21 protein-coding genes, 1 tRNA gene and 1 pseudogene are annotated in these 16,920 nt (G+C 32.5%); 10 read left to right on the top strand and 13 right to left on the bottom strand.

Going from position 1 to position 16,920, the window contains the following annotated elements:
• Together HKP48_RS12115 and HKP48_RS12110 are read left to right on the top strand one after the other, a co-directional pair.
• A pseudogene (locus HKP48_RS12115) lies at positions 1–976 on the top strand (DNA-directed RNA polymerase subunit beta'); the annotation flags it as partial.
• Between the two features lie 105 nt (positions 977–1,081).
• Positions 1,082–1,399: a DUF3467 domain-containing protein gene (locus HKP48_RS12110; protein WP_296346220.1), complete on the top strand. Its 318-nt coding sequence runs from the start codon at positions 1,082–1,084 to the stop codon at positions 1,397–1,399.
• A 658-nt stretch (positions 1,400–2,057) separates the two neighbouring features.
• On the opposite strand, the gene HKP48_RS12105 is transcribed toward HKP48_RS12110, so the two are convergent.
• Positions 2,058–3,647, bottom strand: a complete 1,590-nt coding sequence (locus HKP48_RS12105) for a peptide chain release factor 3 (protein WP_296346218.1) — start codon at positions 3,645–3,647, stop codon at positions 2,058–2,060.
• Between the two features lie 664 nt (positions 3,648–4,311).
• Between HKP48_RS12105 and HKP48_RS12100 the strand changes: the two genes are divergently transcribed.
• From HKP48_RS12100 to HKP48_RS12070, 7 genes are all read left to right on the top strand, one after another.
• On the top strand, positions 4,312–4,671 hold the full coding sequence (locus HKP48_RS12100; protein WP_296346216.1) for a hypothetical protein: 360 nt from the start codon (positions 4,312–4,314) through the stop codon (positions 4,669–4,671).
• 116 nt (positions 4,672–4,787) lie between these two features.
• On the top strand, positions 4,788–5,024 hold the full coding sequence (locus HKP48_RS12095) for an OmpA family protein (RefSeq protein WP_296346215.1): 237 nt from the start codon (positions 4,788–4,790) through the stop codon (positions 5,022–5,024).
• Positions 5,025–5,123: 99 nt separating this feature from the next.
• The gene (gene idi / locus HKP48_RS12090) at positions 5,124–5,648 is read left to right on the top strand and encodes an isopentenyl-diphosphate Delta-isomerase (protein WP_296346212.1); all 525 of its coding nucleotides are present in this window, start codon (positions 5,124–5,126) and stop codon (positions 5,646–5,648) included.
• The gene (locus HKP48_RS12085; RefSeq protein WP_296346210.1) at positions 5,645–6,055 is read left to right on the top strand and encodes a 6-carboxytetrahydropterin synthase; all 411 of its coding nucleotides are present in this window, start codon (positions 5,645–5,647) and stop codon (positions 6,053–6,055) included. The genes idi and HKP48_RS12085 overlap by 4 nt, the downstream gene beginning before the upstream one ends.
• Position 6,056: 1 nt before the next feature.
• Positions 6,057–7,028, top strand: a complete 972-nt coding sequence (locus HKP48_RS12080; protein WP_296346208.1) for a type I phosphomannose isomerase catalytic subunit — start codon at positions 6,057–6,059, stop codon at positions 7,026–7,028.
• Between the two features lie 71 nt (positions 7,029–7,099).
• Complete coding sequence (locus HKP48_RS12075) at positions 7,100–7,369, top strand: hypothetical protein (RefSeq protein WP_296346206.1); 270 nt, start codon at positions 7,100–7,102, stop codon at positions 7,367–7,369.
• Between the two features lie 50 nt (positions 7,370–7,419).
• Positions 7,420–7,493: transfer RNA gene (locus HKP48_RS12070), tRNA-Thr, on the top strand.
• A gap of 67 nt (positions 7,494–7,560) precedes the next feature.
• Here HKP48_RS12070 and HKP48_RS12065 read toward each other — a convergent pair.
• From HKP48_RS12065 to HKP48_RS12025, 9 genes are all read right to left on the bottom strand, one after another.
• On the bottom strand, positions 7,561–8,283 hold the full coding sequence (locus HKP48_RS12065) for a DUF4369 domain-containing protein (protein ID WP_296346203.1): 723 nt from the start codon (positions 8,281–8,283) through the stop codon (positions 7,561–7,563).
• Between the two features lie 55 nt (positions 8,284–8,338).
• Positions 8,339–9,649 (bottom strand): DUF819 family protein, encoded by a 1,311-nt coding sequence (locus HKP48_RS12060; protein WP_296346201.1) that lies wholly within the window; start codon positions 9,647–9,649, stop codon positions 8,339–8,341.
• A gap of 63 nt (positions 9,650–9,712) precedes the next feature.
• Entirely contained in the window at positions 9,713–9,880 is a 168-nt protein-coding gene (locus HKP48_RS12055) for an Arc family DNA binding domain-containing protein (RefSeq protein WP_296346199.1), read from the bottom strand.
• Positions 9,873–10,367: a hypothetical protein gene (locus tag HKP48_RS12050; protein ID WP_296346196.1), complete on the bottom strand. Its 495-nt coding sequence runs from the start codon at positions 10,365–10,367 to the stop codon at positions 9,873–9,875. The genes HKP48_RS12055 and HKP48_RS12050 overlap by 8 nt, the downstream gene beginning before the upstream one ends.
• A 1-nt stretch (position 10,368) precedes the next feature.
• Positions 10,369–10,527: a DUF4177 domain-containing protein gene (locus HKP48_RS12045; RefSeq protein WP_296346195.1), complete on the bottom strand. Its 159-nt coding sequence runs from the start codon at positions 10,525–10,527 to the stop codon at positions 10,369–10,371.
• A 4-nt stretch (positions 10,528–10,531) separates the two neighbouring features.
• Positions 10,532–10,798, bottom strand: coding sequence for a hypothetical protein (locus HKP48_RS12040; RefSeq protein WP_296346193.1), 267 nt, complete (start codon positions 10,796–10,798; stop codon positions 10,532–10,534).
• A gap of 2 nt (positions 10,799–10,800) precedes the next feature.
• Positions 10,801–11,661 carry an SPFH domain-containing protein gene (locus HKP48_RS12035; RefSeq protein ID WP_296346191.1) on the bottom strand — a complete coding sequence of 287 codons (861 nt, stop codon included), beginning with the start codon at positions 11,659–11,661 and terminating at the stop codon, positions 10,801–10,803.
• A 281-nt stretch (positions 11,662–11,942) separates the two neighbouring features.
• A complete protein-coding gene (locus HKP48_RS12030) occupies positions 11,943–12,959 on the bottom strand; it encodes an alpha/beta hydrolase (protein WP_296346189.1) in 1,017 nt (338 codons plus the stop codon).
• Positions 12,960–13,235: 276 nt separating this feature from the next.
• Complete coding sequence (locus HKP48_RS12025; protein ID WP_296346186.1) at positions 13,236–13,841, bottom strand: alpha-ketoglutarate-dependent dioxygenase AlkB; 606 nt, start codon at positions 13,839–13,841, stop codon at positions 13,236–13,238.
• Positions 13,842–13,867: 26 nt separating this feature from the next.
• Here HKP48_RS12025 and HKP48_RS12020 point away from each other — a divergent pair, with 26 nt between their 5' ends.
• A complete protein-coding gene (locus HKP48_RS12020; RefSeq protein WP_296346183.1) occupies positions 13,868–14,554 on the top strand; it encodes a M15 family metallopeptidase in 687 nt (228 codons plus the stop codon).
• On the opposite strand, the gene HKP48_RS12015 is transcribed toward HKP48_RS12020, so the two are convergent.
• The 3 genes from HKP48_RS12015 to HKP48_RS12005 form a co-directional block, all read right to left on the bottom strand.
• Complete coding sequence (locus HKP48_RS12015) at positions 14,551–15,717, bottom strand: MFS transporter (RefSeq protein ID WP_296346181.1); 1,167 nt, start codon at positions 15,715–15,717, stop codon at positions 14,551–14,553. The two genes, HKP48_RS12020 and HKP48_RS12015, sit on opposite strands and share 4 nt — an antisense overlap.
• Before the next feature lie 11 nt (positions 15,718–15,728).
• A complete protein-coding gene (locus HKP48_RS12010; protein WP_296346180.1) occupies positions 15,729–16,004 on the bottom strand; it encodes a hypothetical protein in 276 nt (91 codons plus the stop codon).
• A gap of 216 nt (positions 16,005–16,220) precedes the next feature.
• Positions 16,221–16,736: a hypothetical protein gene (locus HKP48_RS12005; RefSeq protein WP_296346178.1), complete on the bottom strand. Its 516-nt coding sequence runs from the start codon at positions 16,734–16,736 to the stop codon at positions 16,221–16,223.
• Positions 16,737–16,920: the final 184 nt, after the last annotated feature.

Raw genomic sequence — 16,920 nt, 5'->3', positions numbered from 1 at the left:
TATTATGATTGACGATGGTGATAAAATTGAAATTGGTAAGATTTTAGTTAAGATACCACGTAAATCTGCTAAAGCGGGCGATATTACAGGTGGTCTTCCACGTGTAACAGAGTTGTTTGAAGCACGTAATCCATCCAATCCTGCTGTTGTAAGTGAAATAGATGGTGTCGTTTCATTCGGTAAAATAAAACGTGGTAACCGTGAAATTATAATCGAATCTAAATTAGGCGAGGTTAAGAAATACTTAGTTAAATTATCAAATCAAATTCTTGTACAAGAAAATGATTATGTAAAAGCTGGTATGCCTTTATCTGACGGTTCTATTACTCCAAACGATATTCTAAATATTAAAGGGCCTTCTGCGGTGCAACAATATTTAGTAAATGAAGTACAAGAGGTATATCGTTTACAAGGTGTGAAGATTAATGACAAGCATTTTGAAGTTGTTGTAAGACAGATGATGCGTAAAGTTAGAATTATAGATTCTGGTGATACTATTTTCTTAGAAAATCAATTGGTTCACAAATCAGATTTCATTGAAGAAAATGATAAGATTTTCGGAATGAAAGTGGTTGAAGAAGTAGGTGATTCTGAGAACTTGAAATCAGGTCAGATTGTAACCACACGTCAGTTAAGAGATGAAAATTCAATACTAAGAAGAGAAGATAAAGCTTTAGTAACTGCTAGAGATGCTAGTCCAGCTACAGCAACCCCAATCTTACAAGGTATTACAAGAGCATCTTTACAGACTAAGTCGTTTATCTCTGCAGCATCATTCCAAGAGACAACTAAAGTACTTAACGAAGCCGCTGTAAATGGTAAGGTAGATTCTTTAGAAGGTCTTAAAGAGAATGTAATTGTTGGTCATAGAATTCCTGCCGGTACTGGTGTTAGAGACTACGAAAATATTATCGTAGGTTCTAAGTCGGAATTTGAGGAAATGATGAAGCAAAAAGAGGAAATGAATTATAACTAGATTGTAATTAATCTCGCGAGGACGAGAGTATAAATTATAAAGTCTTCATCCTAATTAGTTTGAAGGCTTTTTTATGAATAAATAAAATTGTAAAGCATAAATAATATGGCTGACGAAAAAAATAATCCTAAAAAAGGACAAATAAATATTGAATTAGACGAGCAAGTAGCTCAAGGTACGTATTCTAACCTTGCAATAATTAATCATTCGGTTTCTGAATTTGTCGTGGATTTTGTGAATATTATGCCAGGAACACCAAAGAGTAAAGTTAAATCGAGAATAATCTTAACTCCTCAACATGCAAAGCGTTTAGTAAAAGCGTTAAACGAAAATGTAAAGCGTTTTGAAAACGCTCATGGTAAAATCAAAGATTACGATCAACCAAATATACCTTTAAATTTCGGACCAACAGGTCAAGCATAAAATTCATGATATTTTTAGTTTGATATGTTTTCGTGTTAACTAAATATTATTTAATATTTTGTTTTGATTGGAATGTGTTTAAAGTATTTTTAAAATCTATAATAAAAATTTGTATGTCCGTATTCAGTAATAATTTAGATTTCAAACACATTCTGTCACATTGAGTACTTCGACTGTGCTCAGCATAAACTAAAGTCGAAATGTCTTGCAAATCAAAAAATTAGATTTCTCGACTACACTTCGACTACGCTCTGTGACCACGCTCGAAATGACAGATACATTCTGATTATTACACTTTAAGTATATACATATAAAAATTAAAAGCATAGTTTTTGCGTTTTAAAAACTATGTTTTTTTTGGTTTTAAATTAAATTTTTTGAGTTATATCGTTAAGTTTCATAATATGGATAAATTAAACCACTCATTTTCAATAGCTTTAATTAATTTAAAGCTTAATAAATCTTGTTTAAATAATCAAGAATATAGCTTTTAATTCTTTTTTAGAAACCTAACTAACTGATAATCAAAAATTATATTTACGGAAACTAACTAAGTAACTCAATAAATTTTTAAAAATTAAGCATATGATTACTTATTATTAGGTGATTTTTACTCTTAAAACCCTTAAAAATGAGTTTTAGCTATTTTTCTATGATTTTACTTAAATTCTGATGTATAATGAAATTTTATACTCGGGTACTTTTGTTCTGTCATTTGTAGTGTAAACATGGAATCTGCTAAAAACACCAATTGGCCTCTTTTATCTTTAGCTAGAAATCGTTGTTTTACACGTTTAAAATCTTTGAACTCATCATTTTTTGAGTCAGTAGGTTCAACCCAACAAGCTTTGTGTACATTAAGATTTTCATAACTGCATTTTGCACCATATTCGTGTTCTAGACGGTATTGTATTACTTCGTATTGTAAGGCACCTACGGTACCAATAACTTTTCGTCCATTAAGTTCTAAAGTAAATAATTGCGCAACACCTTCATCCATTAACTGGTCAATACCTTTATACAATTGCTTAGATTTCATCGGATCTGCATTATTAATATATCTAAAATGCTCTGGTGAAAAACTCGGAACACCCTTGTAGTTTAGTACTTCACCTTCAGTTAAAGTATCGCCAATCTTAAAGTTTCCACTGTCTTGCAAGCCTACAATATCTCCAGGGTATGAGATGTCTACAATTTCTTTTTTTTCAGCAAAAAAAGCATTTGGGCTTGAGAATTTTAGTTTCTTATCGTGTCTAACATGTAAGTAAGGCGTATTACGCTTAAATTCTCCAGAAACAATTTTAACAAATGCTAATCTGTTTCTGTGGTTTGGATCCATATTGGCATGTATTTTAAATACAAAACCTGTAAAATCTTCTTCCTCCGGTTTAACTATACGTTCTTCACTTTGTTTGGCTCTAGGTTTAGGTGCTATCTCAACAAAACAATCTAAAAGCTCTCTAACCCCAAAGTTATTTAAAGCAGAACCAAAGAATACAGGCTGTAAGCCTCCATTGAGATAAGCCTCTTTATCAAATTCGGGATAAATACCATTTACTAGTTCTATGTTATCACGCAGGTCATTAGCATGGCTATCACCGACCAGTTTCTCCAATTCAGGAGATGTTAAATCATTGATTTGTATAGTGTCTTCGATATCCTTTTTACTGTCGCCTGTAAAGAGATTAACGTTTTTTTCCCATAAATTATAAATCCCTTTAAAATCATAACCCATACCAATTGGGAAACTCATAGGGCAAACCTTTAGGCCGAGTTTTTGTTCTACTTCATCCAATAAATCAAAAGCATCTTTACCTTCACGGTCAAGCTTATTAATAAACACAAGCATTGGTATGTTTCGCATGCGGCATACCTCAACTAGTTTTTCAGTTTGTTCCTCAACACCTTTAGCGACATCTATAACTACAATAACGCTATCTACAGCAGTTAAAGTTCTAAAAGTGTCTTCTGCAAAATCCTTGTGACCAGGTGTATCTAGTATGTTTATTTTAATACCATTATATTCAAAAGCTAATACAGAGGTTGCTACAGAAATACCACGCTGACGCTCAATCTCCATAAAATCACTGGTAGCACCTTTCTTTATTTTGTTGCTTTTCACTGCGCCCGCTTCTTGTATAGCGCCACCAAATAGAAGTAGTTTTTCGGTAAGTGTAGTTTTACCCGCATCTGGGTGAGATATAATGCCGAAGGTACGTCTTCTTTGTATTTCTGATTGAAAGCTCATATTTTATATATTCAAGTTGCAAAAATAGTACTTTATTGCAAATTACTTTAGCCTATTTGTGTTATGAATTATATTAGCACGGCAAGATGCTTTGCTTATACTTTAGGACAATTTAATGTTTAATAACATAAACATTTTAGCCAAAACTTGATATTTAAAAAAAATGCATTTGTCAGCTTTTTTTAGATTTGTAATGTTAATGTATTTAACCAATGTTTAAGTGTCATAGCTTAAACCTAAAGCTATTACTCAATTGTATTTTAATCGATGCTATGTTACTATTTTTTATAAAGTAAATTTGGATGAACCATGCCCCAATTCATTTACTATAGATACAGTTCTTGGTGTAGATGATAGGTTTGAACCCGCAGTAAATACATGACTTAGTAATGGTTGTGTAGAATGGAAAATCGAATTTGTTCTAGATGGTACCCTAACAGATGCCAATGATATAGGTGTTAGAGCTATACTATAAACTCTTACAGTCGAAGCTATTGATGTTGATGGTTTTGAATATTTTGAAGCGATTGTAACAGATTCATACACTTTAGAAGGTGGCAATATGTCTCCAACAGAGCTTGCTGTATCTGAAAATGGAGTTTGGACAAGATTTTAAAGTGATGTCTATTTTGCAGCAGGTATAAATGCTGCCAATACAGAATATGTGATTAGAGTAAATTATACTAACATAATAATTACAATTAATTTTCTAGGCGAAATTAGTTTTGATACTGATGGTACTGTTGTAGTAAATCAACCTCCAGTTATAGTTGATAATTTAGAAAATGTAATAAATTCTAATCCTTCTTTTTCAGGATACGTATTAACAGAATCAAGTGATCCTGACGGAAATTTTGCTCCTGCTACATTTAGATTGGTTGATCCTAGTAATCCTGATAATCAGGGTAGTGTTGGTACTCCATTATTTATAACAGGAGTTGGAACTTATACTGTAGATAATACTAGTAATGTAATTTTTGCACCAGAAACAGATTATATAGGAGATGCATCTATTTTAGTTTGATAAGTATAATATTAGATACGATGCAAAGATTGAATTATAAAAGGTAATAGCTGTATTAAATAAATATCCTACGATGAAGTATTGGTATTGGTTCTCACACGGATTGTAGAGCTACCATGGCTTATAATGAAAGACTATCTGAGAACAGAGCTCAGTCTACAAAGCAATATTTAATTGATAATGGCATCTCTGCCAACCGTCTAACTGCAAAAGGTTATGGCGAATCGCAACTGGTTAATGATTGCGGATGTGAGCCAACTAATGTGTCAAGTTGTTCAGAGGAAGAACATCAAAAAAATAGAAGAAGCGAATTTATTATCACTTCCTTTAAAGGAAAAAATTATGAGGAATAACAAATAGTTATACTCAAAAAAACAGCCGTTTATTTATAAGTTGCTTTTTTTTATGATAACCTTAAAGGTTATTTTAACATTTGATTGTAATTTTGCAACATGAGTGAAGAATTAGTTATACTAGTTAACGAAAAAGATGAAAAAATAGGTCTAATGCCTAAGATGGAGGCACATGAAAAAGCCCTTTTGCATCGTGCATTTTCAGTATTTGTTTTCAATAATAAAAATGAATTAATGCTACAGCAACGTGCTTTGCATAAATACCATTCACCAGGTTTATGGACTAACACCTGTTGTAGCCATCAAAGAGAAGGCGAAAGTAATATAGACGCCGGAAAAAGACGTTTACAAGAGGAAATGGGCTTTGTTACAGAGTTAGAAGAAACAACATCATTTATCTATAAAGCACCCTTTGATAATGGCTTAACTGAACATGAGCTAGACCATATTATGGTTGGTTATTACAAGGGCGAACCAGAAATTAATAAAGATGAAGTTGCAGATTGGAAATGGATGCCATTAGAAGATGTAAAGAAGGATATAGACAATAACCCCCAAGAATATACTGCTTGGTTTAAAATTATTTTTGAAAAGTTTTACCAACACATTAATATCACCAAATGAAAGTAACAGTTTGCAGACGCGCACATTTTAATGCCGCGCATAGATTATATAGAAAGGATTGGAGTTTTGAGAAAAACGATGCTATTTTTGGTAAATGTAATAATCCTAATTTTCATGGCCATAATTACGAATTAATAGCTGCTGTAACAGGAGATATCGACCCCGATACAGGTTACGTCATTGATGTGAAAATTTTAAAAGATTTAATAAAGTCTGAAGTAGAAGATGCTTTTGATCATAAGAATTTAAATGTCGAAGTACCAGAATTTCAAGATTTAAATCCTACCGCTGAGAATATTGTTGTAGTGATATATAATAAATTAAAAGCTAAATTAGATCCTAAATTTGATTTAGAAATTACGTTGTATGAAACACCTCGTAACTTTGTGAAATATTCAGGAGAGTAAAATGCAACACAATCTATATCCTTTAAAGTTTAAACCAATCCTAAAAGATAAAATTTGGGGAGGCGAAAAACTTTCAAAATATCTTAATAAAACCACAGTTTCTAAAACTGCTGGAGAAAGTTGGGAAATCAGTGATGTAGAAGGTGATACCTCAGTTGTTTCTAATGGCGATTTAAAAGGGAAATCACTCAAAGAACTTGTTCAAACTTTTAAATCCGATTTAATTGGAAGTAAAAACTATCAAGTATTTGGTGATAAGTTTCCGTTACTTATAAAATTTATTGATGCTAGGCAAGATTTAAGTATCCAACTTCATCCAAATAATAAGTTAGCAGCAGAGCGACATAACTCTTTCGGTAAAACCGAAATGTGGCATGTGATGCAGGCAGATGAAGGTTCTAATTTAATTGTTGGTTTCAATCAAAAAATTACTCCAGCAAAATATCTTAAGCATTTAGAAGATAAAACACTTACTGAGATTTTAAATTTCGACAAAGTAAAAAAAGGAGATACCTATTTTATTCAGGTCGGACGTATACATGCTATCGGAACAGGCGTTATGCTTGCCGAAATTCAGCAAACTAGTGATATTACTTATCGCGTTTACGATTGGGATAGAGTAGATGAACAAGGTAATGAAAGAGAGTTACATAATGACTTGGCAATCGATGCTATTGACTTTGATATGAAAGACGACTTTAGAGTCAAATATGATACTTCTAAAAATCAGCCCAATAAAATGGTGAGCTGCCAATACTTTACCACCAATTATATTCACTTAGATTCTGAATTAAAGAAACAGAATAATATTGATTCTTTTGTGATTTACATATGCATAGAAGGTTCAGTAAATATAAATGTAGATTCTGTTATTGAGAATGTAACAAAAGGTGAAACAATTTTGCTTCCAGCTGCTATAAAAAACTACACGCTTAAAAGTGACAATGCAGAACTTTTAGAAGTCTACGTTTAGCCACATCTTATTTATAAAAATCAATTAAAGATTACAGGGATTTATTACTTTTGTCGCATAAATTAAATATTATGGCAAATAAAAGAGATTTAAAGAAAGACATCAACTATGTATTAGGAGATATTATCGAAGCAGTTTACGTTTGGGAACTTGCAAATGCAGAAAAGCCAACCAAAGAGAGTGATGCAATTATTGACGAAGCTATCGTTACATTTGACACTTTAATAACTAAGGTTAATGATAGAAGTGCAGAAGATAAAAAAGCGCACTTTAAAGCAATCAATACAGAGCTTGAAGAAAAAGGTCGGGAGTTGATTGAAAAAATTAATAAATTAAAGTAACTATAGGTTTGCAAATTTGAATATCTCATTTAAATTTGCGCTTCTATTTTGCCGATGTAGCTCAGCTGGCTAGAGCAGCTGATTTGTAATCAGCAGGTCGTGGGTTCGAGTCCCTCCATCGGCTCTAAAATCAAAAACACCAATAAAATCGATTGGTGTTTTTGGTTTTATAAGTGTTAGCTATCTAGGCTTTATTTATTAAGACTATCTTGAGCTTTTTCAAAATTTTCGAGAGCCTTACCTAACTTTCTCCCGTAGTAAGAATATTTAATGTCTTTAGTTAAGTTCCCGTAAATAGTATCTAGGAATTTTACACTTGTATTTGGTACTTCGTATAAGGCCAAGTAAGGAGCTACTTCACTGTCATTATTGTTTAAGGCAAAATTTATGGTAGATGCATATTTTAATCTAAGAAGTCTGTCCGATAGTTTTTGTAAAGAATCAGATACTAGAGCATCATTTTTTCTTACAGCTTCAATATTAGCTTCTATTAGGTCTAGATTTCTGTCCTTAAAATCTGAAACTAGTTTTAGATATTGTTCTAAAACTGCTTGTTGTTTAGAACCAGTTATCTCAGCATCGCCACTGAAGTTTTTTAAAGAAGTATTAATTTCTGTAATACCTTTATCAGCAAAAAAAGGAATAAAATACTCCTTGTCGTTGTACTTATCTAGTTTTAGGTAGAGTAAAACGGGTTCTTTAATATCTGTTTGAAGGGTAAAATTTGATTTTCCCATAATGACAACAGAATCTAAATTTATAATTCTAGACCTCCCATCTTTTTGAAGATAAACTACTCCTTTTTTTAAGTCTTTAATTTTTCCTTTTAATGTGAAGTTAGCTTTCTCTTCTTTTCCACAGGAAACAAGAATTGAAGCAATAATAAGTGAATATATTAAGTGTTGTAGTCGCATAATTATTGTTGAATTTTTAGCAAAGCAAATATCTCATTTTAGTTTGAAAAAACTATTATCCACCAGCAGCAATTTGCATTAAAATTGTACAACCAATGGCAGCAATAGTTCCAACGGCATAGCCAAATACGGCTAACAGTACACCAACAGTTGCTAAAGACGGATGAAAGGCAGAGGCAACAATAGGAGCAGATGCTGCGCCACCAACATTAGCCTGGCTACCTACGGCTAAGAAAAAGTATGGTGCTTTGATGATTTTGGCAACTAGGATGAGTAATAAAGCATGAATAGTCATCCAGATAAGACCAATCAGTATCAACCAACCATTATCAAAAATTAAAGTCAAATCCATTTTCATACCAATTGTCGCCACTAAGACGTATATAAATACACTCCCAAATTTACTAGCGCCAGCGCCTTCGTAATTTCTAGCTTTGGTAAATGAGAGTCCAACTGCTAATAACGTGGCTATACTTATCATCCAAAAGAATTTGGAACCTAAGAATGTGAAAATATTACGTGTTGTCGGGTTTTCTATTCCGCTGACAATGGTTTCAAAATAAGGTGCTAAATAATCGGAAGATAAATGAGCAAAACCTACAGCTCCAAAAGCTAAGGCAGCAATAATCATTATATCTGTCAATGATGGATTTCGTTTTACACTTTCAGAAAACTGAGAGACTTTTTTCTTTAAATCTTCAATTGCTGCTGTATCTGCTTTTAGCCATTTATTAAAACGGTTACGCTTACCAATACCAATAAGAATTATAGCCATCCATATATTAGCTACAACAATATCTACAAACACCATTCCACCATATAATTTTTGGTTATAGCCATAAATTTCGAGCATTGCTGTTTGGTTAGCACCGCCGCCAATCCAGCTTCCAGCTAGCGTAGAAAGTCCTCTCCAAACGGCATCTGGACCAGTGACGCCAATTAAATCTGGATTAAATTGGGCTATTAATAGTAGAGCTACTGGTCCGCCAATTAAAATACCTATTGTTCCAGCAAAAAACATCACTAAAGCTTTCCAGCCTAAATTAAATACGCCTTTTAAATCAATACTTAAAGTCATTAGTACAAGTGCTGCCGGTAACAAATAGCGACTAGCCATGTAATATAGATTAGAGCTTCCGGTTACAGTTTCTCCAGTTGAAGATGTAATTTCCCACTCTGGCGCTATCAATCCTACCGTAGTTAGAACGGCAGGTATCATGTAGGCCATAAATAGTCCCGGAACAATTTTATAAAATTTACTCCAAAAGCCTGTTTTAAAAGATTCTGTATAAAAAACAAATCCTAATGAGAGCATTAGGAATCCAAAAACAATAGCGTCATTGGTAAATAAAGGTTGATTTCCCATTTAGTTAGTTATTTGTATCGCAAAATACAAAAATAGAGGCACAAAAAAAGTGACTTGACTAAGTCACTCTTTATCTTTTTGTTTGGGTTGGCGTTTGTGCTCTTTAAGGTATTGCATGAGCATCCATTCTATTTGTCCATTGGTACTGCGGAACTCGTCTGCAGCCCATTTTTCAATAGCTTTTAACATGTCTTCATTGATGCGTAATGCAAATGCTTTCTTTTTAGCCATTTTGTAATTTATGTTTATAGTTTTCAAGTGTGCTATTAGCTTGGTCTTTTAACTGCGTGCCAATAAGAATTTTCTTTCCGCTAGCTAATTCTAGTTGTATGCCAATATCTCCTTTTATATTGATAGCTATGCCTTTGGATTTATTCCAGAGTGCTCCACCTTTTAAGCCCCAACCACCGTATTCTGTAATTGGGTCGTAGATTCTAACATGAGCATTACTAATTTGGTCCCATTCTAAGACTCTAGTCTTTAAATGAAAAGGAAAAAATTGATAGTGTATACCCTTTTCGTCAATACGTGTAGTTAATTTAAAAATAAATAGTATTGCTGGTGCTAATAAGATTACCGAAGAAGAAATGATGATTTGACTTGTAGTCATATTATCAGCATCTTTCAAAATGAAAGTAAAAGGTATAATCATACTAATTACTATAAGTATAATGAGCCATGTTTGCGTAAAACGCTGTTCTTCCTTAAAAATTTTCATTTTATCTGTTTTTATCCCGTTCTAAAACCAGACTTGTCCAATTTTGACCAATAAACTTCACAGACCAGCCTTCACGCGCATATTGATTTAAGATATCTTCAAAATTTTGAAATCTATTTCTAAATCCTGTTTTTGTTTGTATGACTTTGTGTTCTTTCATGTGTTTATATGTATTGTATTTTTAAGGACACATGCTGTTCGCTATTAATCATTCCTTTGGGTGATAATATGTTTAGCATTCTCCGTTTTATAATTTTATTTTTTTCTTCATTAAAAATTACAAATGCAATAGCAACTCCTATCATAATGCCAATCATAGAACCATAAACTGTTTCTGTAACTATATCTCCTGAGACAGCACCTATAGTAGTGCCTATGCTTGTGCCCATTGCACTACTAATTGCTATACTATATACCTGTTTTTTATTCATAATTAATGACTTAGTGTTCCCGTATTAACAACTGGAGATGCATCTTTATCACCGCATAACACAACCATAAGATTACTTACCATTGCTGCTTTGCGTTCTTCGTCTAAGTCTACAACATCTTTTTTGTTGAGTTCTTCAATAGCCATTTCTACCATACTTACCGCACCTTCTACAATTTTGTGTCTTGCCGCAACGATCGCTGTTGCTTGTTGGCGTTTAAGCATTGCGTTTGCAATTTCTTGTGCATAAGCTAGATAGCCAATACGTGCTTCTAATACTTCAATACCTGCAATAGATAAACGTTCATCTATTTCTTTTTCAAGCGCGTTACTCACTTCATTGACACTAGAACGGAGTGTGATATCTTCGTCGTGACCTTCGTCCGCAAAATTATCGTAAGGATACATACTCGCGAGCTTGCGTACGGCAGCGTCTGTTTGTACACGAACAAAGTTTTCGTAATTATCTACATCAAAAGCAGCTTTATAAGTGTTTTGTACACGCCAAACTAATATGGTGCTTATCATTACAGGATTACCTAGTTTGTCGTTAACCTTTAAACGTTCACTATCAAAGTTACTAGCGCGAAGTGATATCTTCTTTTTAGTATAAAAAGGATTTACCCAATAGTAACCGTTCTTTTTTACGGTACCCACATACTTTCCGAATAAAAGGAGCACGCGTGAACCATTTGGCTGTACCATTAAAAATCCAAAGGCAATAATCAATGCAGTTACAATGCCAAGTGCTGGCCAAGCTGTTTTATAAATTGGTATTAAAGCTATGCTTCCAAAAAATAGAATTAGAAAAACAAATAGCATTAGATATCCGTTTGCTGGGACAATAATTTTTTCTTCTTTCATGATGTAATGTTTTATGGTTGGTTTAATATGATATTAAAATGATATAATATGTCTATCATTTAAAATATTAGTATCCAAAAAATAATTTTGTTACACATTGTATTTGTTTTTTTAAAATAAAGTTTGGCACGCCGTTTGATATATGATAATTGTAATGATTAATGCGGATGTTGGATGGTTACCGACAATACTTTAAACGCTTTCATTACTATTGGTTGGTTAGTTAGTAAAAAAGCCGCTTCAATTGAAGCGGCTTTTTTTAACTTAGATTCTTGTTATAACTATCTATTCTTCTCTATAAAAGTAACTATAGACTCCACAAGCTCTGAGTTTATCTCTCTAAAAGCTTCATTATAGGATTTTGAATTTTCTAGTTTGTCGCCTTCGATAGTAAATAAGACATGGTTCATATTTTCAATAATCTTTATTTCTGCATTAGGATTAGCATCCGATAATAGTTTCGCTTCTTCTTCTGAGACTTGTAAATCCTTAGTTCCATTAATTATAAGGATTGGTAATTCTAAGTTAGTAATTATATCTGTAGGTTGGTAAGCCATCCACGATATCATAAATGGTTGTATTTCCATATTAAACATTGCTCCGAGTGCAGGAGGAAAGTCTTTAGTTGTTTTACCAGATTTTAAAGTTTCTACTACGCGTTTGGTGTCGTCAATAAATTGCCTAGCTGTATTATTTATCTGGTCTACAATAACATCACTAATATTCTGACCAGCACCAGCGAGTGAAATGAATCCGTTGACATCCTTCTCAGCAGCTAACATACCAACTAAACTTCCTTGGCTGTGCCCAGCAATATAGATTTTTGAGAATTGATTTCTCTCTTTAAAATATGAGACTACATCTTTTGCATCGTTTACAAAGTCTTGAAACCTCATTGACTTTACATCAATGTTTCCAGTTTTTATTTGTTTTACAATGCGCTTATCGTACCTAAAAGAAGAGATGTTTTCTTTAGCTAAGGCAATAGCAAGCTTTTTTAAGTTATTACTCTTTAAAAAATTTTGATTACCATTTCGATTAGTAGGACCAGAACCAGCAATAATAATAACCAATTCTGTTTCTTTTTGATTTTTTGGAATCATTAGACTTCCGTCTATCAATTCTGTAATTTCAACTTCAGTCTCTAGGTAGCTATTGTCTTGACCAAACGATAAATTGATTAACAGGAACGTAAAAAAGTAGATTATTGTTTTCATCTTCATCTTAGGAGCTATAAATTGAGTTACAAATATAACGCCATATGATACTTTTTCTTGTGAATATAATGAGATACTCATGTGTATTTTATTTATAAAACGTGTATTTAGTCGATAAAAATATATTTTTTACAGATAAATGTTAAAATTGCACGTATTTCATCGATAAATTAAGTTTTTAATCGTTTAAATTAAAATACATTTATATATTTATCCTGTACTAAACAGGTTTTTAGTTCAATGGATTAATTAATTAAATATTTGAATTATGTTGTTGGCTTAGGATTACCTGAATCTATTAGCATAAATCAAAGCAGATTAGGAAAACCGAGATTGAGGGATCTCGGTTTTTCATTTTTATAGGTTTACCAAATTTCTAAAGGTCAAATTAATCCGCTCTCCAATATTCTTTTTCGTTTTTGCAATTTGATGCAGCCAATGTTCTTGCATAGCGCCTTTCATTAGTAGTAAACTACCGTGTTGTAAAATTAATTTATGACGTTCTTCCTTTAGTCTTCTATGTTTAAAGTGAAACGGGCGTTCTTCCCCAAAAGTTACCGATGCTATAATCGGATGTTTGCCTAATTCTTTTTCGTTATCGGCGTGCCAACCATTACTATCGTTTCCGTTGCGGTATAAGTTAAGTAATACTGTATTGAAAGTTTCATTTGAAATTGCTTCAATCTTTTGTTTAATTGAATTAAGCTCCTTTGTAAACGGTTTAGGATACATGGCAATATTGGAGTAGGAATAAGGTTGGTTATTTTCTCCGAAAAGAGCTGTAAGTCTTGGCTGTTTATAAACTTTTCCAAATACTTTAATATTATCTTCTTGCCAATCAGTTGTAGTTTTTAGTGTATCAAAATAACCGTCTGCTTCTACTTTAGAAAAAAAATTAGAAATATAGATTAACTCCGCATCAGGCAGTCGAAATATTTGTTTTTCTTCTGAAAATAAATTCATAAATAATTTTATCTAACTTAGCTTTAATGAAGTTTTACAAAAATACGACTATTCTATTGGTATTGCTACTCATAGTTTCTGCTATGCAAAAGCAGCAAACAGTCCATAAGAATTTTATAAAAGTTACAGATGTTATACCAGACTTGAATGTTGAATTACGGTATTTTTCTAATAATAACTTTATTGGTGACACTGTTGATGGTTATAAATCCAATACCCTGTATCTCACAAAACCTACAGTAAAGCAATTAAAGTTTGTACAAGAGGAATTACAAAAACAGAATTTATGTCTCAAAGTTTATGACGGTTATCGTCCCCAACGAGCAGTTAATCATTTTGTGCGTTGGGCAAGAGATATAAATGACACATTAAAAAAATCTAAATTTTATCCAAAAGTTAACAAGCGACATTTGTTTAGAGAAGGTTACATCGCCAGCAAATCGGGACACAGTCGCGGCAGTACTTTAGACCTAACCATAGTCAATGGCAAAACAGGCGAGCCTTTAGACATGGGAAGCCCTTATGATTTTTTTGGCCAAGAATCTTGGGTCGCTTATGAAAATATTACAGAAGAACAAAAGGTAAATCGTATGTTACTCCAAACGGTAATGCGTAAGCATGGCTTTAGAAATTATCCCAAAGAGTGGTGGCATTTTACGTTGAGAGTAGAGCCTTTTCCTAATACGTATTTCGATTTTGAAATCGTAGATTAGGCACTTTTTCTTAAATGCAACAAACCAAATAATGGCCCTAATCCAAGAATTAGAAAGAGATAACTTGGGTTTGTATAGTTACTGAGTATGTTAAAAATCAATATGCTAAAAATAGTAATGGCAAAGCCAATACAGTTTACTATAGTTAGTGCTGTCCCTTTTGAATCTGGATTTGTGTTTTGAGCTACTAAAGTTGAAAACAGTGGCGAGTCGGCAATAACCACCATGCCCCAAAAGAATAAAAAGCCAAGAAAAATAATCTCAGAATTACTAAAGAAGATCAGCGGTGATAAGAGACAGCAAACTCCTGAGGCGAGTAGCGAAGCTTTAGCGATATTTTTAGTGCCATAACGGTGAGCCAATTGCCCACCAATTAAGCAACCCATACTTCCGATAGAAATTATTAAAAATGAATATAAGGGAATATTAAAACTCTTAGTTTGATGAATTTTTAAATAAGAATTAAGCATTAATGGAACAAACGCCCAAAACGTATAAAGTTCCCACATATGCCCAAAATATCCAAACGCAGCAGATTTAAAGGATTTGTTTTTAAAGACCTTAAAAATCTTTCGACTATCAAAATGTGGAGCTTTTTTGTAATAAGGACCATTTTTTATAAATATAAGAATTAATGCACCACCAAGAATAGACAGGGCAGATGTAGATATGATGATGTTTCTCCAATCAAAATCTAAAAGTTTAGTATTGAGAAGATGCGGAAAAGCGGTCCCTAAAACTAATGCGCCTACCAAGTAACTTAATGATTTTTCCAAGCCTTTTTCAAAATAATCTGAAGCTATTTTCATACCTACAGGATATATTCCAGCTAAGAAAAAGCCTGTAACAAAACGAATGCTTATTAATGAAACTATCGTATTTTCAGTATATAAACTAAGTAGATTTATAAGTCCAGCAATCAAGGCTGAAAAAAAGAATACCTTCGACGCTGAAAACCTATCAGTTATAGTTAATAGTGCAAATAAGAATGTGCCAACGATGAACCCAAATTGTACAGCAGAGGTTAGTTGTCCCAATGCAGATTCATTTAACCCGAAATTGAAGGATAGATCTTTTATAATTGCATTGCCAGCAAACCATAGTGATGTGCAACAGAATTGAGAGAAGACTATTAGTGGTAAGATGTATTTAGGTGGTTTCAAAAAGTAGAAGATTAGTCTTTAAAAACATGAAAATCTATACCAATACCATAATTGGTTAAACCGCTTTTTAATAATGAAGACTGAAAACCATTTCCTTTTTTAAATGCTTGCCAGTCGTTACTGTTTATAAATACACGCTTTATAAATGTTCTATTGTCTGGTATTTCATCTGTAAAAGGAAGTAGTGGTCTAAAATTGGTTGGGATTTTTACAATACCGCTTCCCCTTTTTATTTCCTTATACTTTTTGTTAGGTAATAGCTTTCCATTTTTATCGGTATAGCCCAAAACTTGTATGGAGACATAAAAGCCATTGTTAGGTAATAGAATATTGTGCTCTATAATGTCGAGTTCGTGATAATCGCCATCTTTTTCTGTAGCTCTAAAAATTATTGGCTTTTTGTTGAGGTTTTTACTAGGTTTGCCGTTAGCACTTTCGTAAAGATTTACCTTAAATAAGGTCGAAAATTTCTTCTTTTCTTTATTAGCGCGTTTTCTGTTTTTTCAATCTTTAGACTCTAGAGCAATTGGGAATTTTATTTTAGCTATACGTTTTAGCTTTTCATCTGTATTAGGGAAATAAACGGCAATTTCGGACTCTATAGTTGGTAGCCAGCATTTATAATAATCATCATCAAGATAAGGCTTTAGATTCTCGGTTTTGTATTTTTTGTTTTTGGTTTTGTCAACTTTTACTGCGATAATAACTTCATCTAATTCAGAGGTTTGTGGTTGTAATAGGAGTTGAGGTTTTAGTTGATTTGCTGAAATTTCTAAATCTTTGTATCCCAATGCTGAAATATAAAGTGAATCAATATCTGGATATAATTTCTTTGTAAACACAAAGAGACCTTCATCATCTGCAAAAATACCTTGGCCGTTTCCAAATGAAACAGAAGCGTAAGAAACAGGAAGTTTAGATTCTTGATTTAGTATCGAAGTTTGAGCTTCAGTTTTAAAAACAAAAACAAAAACAAAAACAAAAACAAAAATTATTGCTAGGTTAAGTAATTTCAACATGAATGAAAGATACATTTTTATATTTAATTTAGATTTTAAACATTTCAAAATGCACAGTATTAATGCGAATCAAGGGTTGGTAAATAGATAAAAAAACAAGCTTAATTCATTGAAAAACAACGTCTTAAACTTGTTTAAGTTATTGATTTTCAGTATCTTAATAGTCGATTTCAACAAGATTATT

Source organism: Winogradskyella sp. (assembly GCF_013042245.1).
Lineage (GTDB): Bacteria > Bacteroidota > Bacteroidia > Flavobacteriales > Flavobacteriaceae > Winogradskyella.
The sequence above is the reverse complement of the archived record's forward strand: the minus strand, read 5'-3'. Positions and strand labels throughout refer to the sequence as shown.

What these genes read in the sequence shown, in the direction of transcription:
- HKP48_RS12105 (WP_296346218.1), bottom strand. Translation starts at nt 3,647, where the DNA reads ATGAGCTTTCAATCAGAAATACAAAGAAGACGTACCTTCGGCATTATA.
- idi (WP_296346212.1), top strand. Translation starts at nt 5,124, where the DNA reads ATGAGTGAAGAATTAGTTATACTAGTTAACGAAAAAGATGAAAAAATA.
- HKP48_RS12065 (WP_296346203.1), bottom strand. Translation starts at nt 8,283, where the DNA reads ATGCGACTACAACACTTAATATATTCACTTATTATTGCTTCAATTCTT.
- HKP48_RS12030 (WP_296346189.1), bottom strand. Translation starts at nt 12,959, where the DNA reads ATGAGTATCTCATTATATTCACAAGAAAAAGTATCATATGGCGTTATA.
- HKP48_RS12080 (WP_296346208.1), top strand. Translation starts at nt 6,057, where the DNA reads ATGCAACACAATCTATATCCTTTAAAGTTTAAACCAATCCTAAAAGAT.
- HKP48_RS12025 (WP_296346186.1), bottom strand. Translation starts at nt 13,841, where the DNA reads ATGAATTTATTTTCAGAAGAAAAACAAATATTTCGACTGCCTGATGCG.
- HKP48_RS12035 (WP_296346191.1), bottom strand. Translation starts at nt 11,661, where the DNA reads ATGAAAGAAGAAAAAATTATTGTCCCAGCAAACGGATATCTAATGCTA.
- HKP48_RS12020 (WP_296346183.1), top strand. Translation starts at nt 13,868, where the DNA reads ATGAAGTTTTACAAAAATACGACTATTCTATTGGTATTGCTACTCATA.
- HKP48_RS12085 (WP_296346210.1), top strand. Translation starts at nt 5,645, where the DNA reads ATGAAAGTAACAGTTTGCAGACGCGCACATTTTAATGCCGCGCATAGA.
- HKP48_RS12055 (WP_296346199.1), bottom strand. Translation starts at nt 9,880, where the DNA reads ATGGCTAAAAAGAAAGCATTTGCATTACGCATCAATGAAGACATGTTA.
- HKP48_RS12075 (WP_296346206.1), top strand. Translation starts at nt 7,100, where the DNA reads ATGGCAAATAAAAGAGATTTAAAGAAAGACATCAACTATGTATTAGGA.
- HKP48_RS12095 (WP_296346215.1), top strand. Translation starts at nt 4,788, where the DNA reads ATGGCTTATAATGAAAGACTATCTGAGAACAGAGCTCAGTCTACAAAG.
- HKP48_RS12045 (WP_296346195.1), bottom strand. Translation starts at nt 10,527, where the DNA reads ATGAAAGAACACAAAGTCATACAAACAAAAACAGGATTTAGAAATAGA.
- HKP48_RS12050 (WP_296346196.1), bottom strand. Translation starts at nt 10,367, where the DNA reads ATGAAAATTTTTAAGGAAGAACAGCGTTTTACGCAAACATGGCTCATT.
- HKP48_RS12040 (WP_296346193.1), bottom strand. Translation starts at nt 10,798, where the DNA reads ATGAATAAAAAACAGGTATATAGTATAGCAATTAGTAGTGCAATGGGC.
- HKP48_RS12060 (WP_296346201.1), bottom strand. Translation starts at nt 9,649, where the DNA reads ATGGGAAATCAACCTTTATTTACCAATGACGCTATTGTTTTTGGATTC.
- HKP48_RS12110 (WP_296346220.1), top strand. Translation starts at nt 1,082, where the DNA reads ATGGCTGACGAAAAAAATAATCCTAAAAAAGGACAAATAAATATTGAA.
- HKP48_RS12005 (WP_296346178.1), bottom strand. Translation starts at nt 16,736, where the DNA reads ATGTTGAAATTACTTAACCTAGCAATAATTTTTGTTTTTGTTTTTGTT.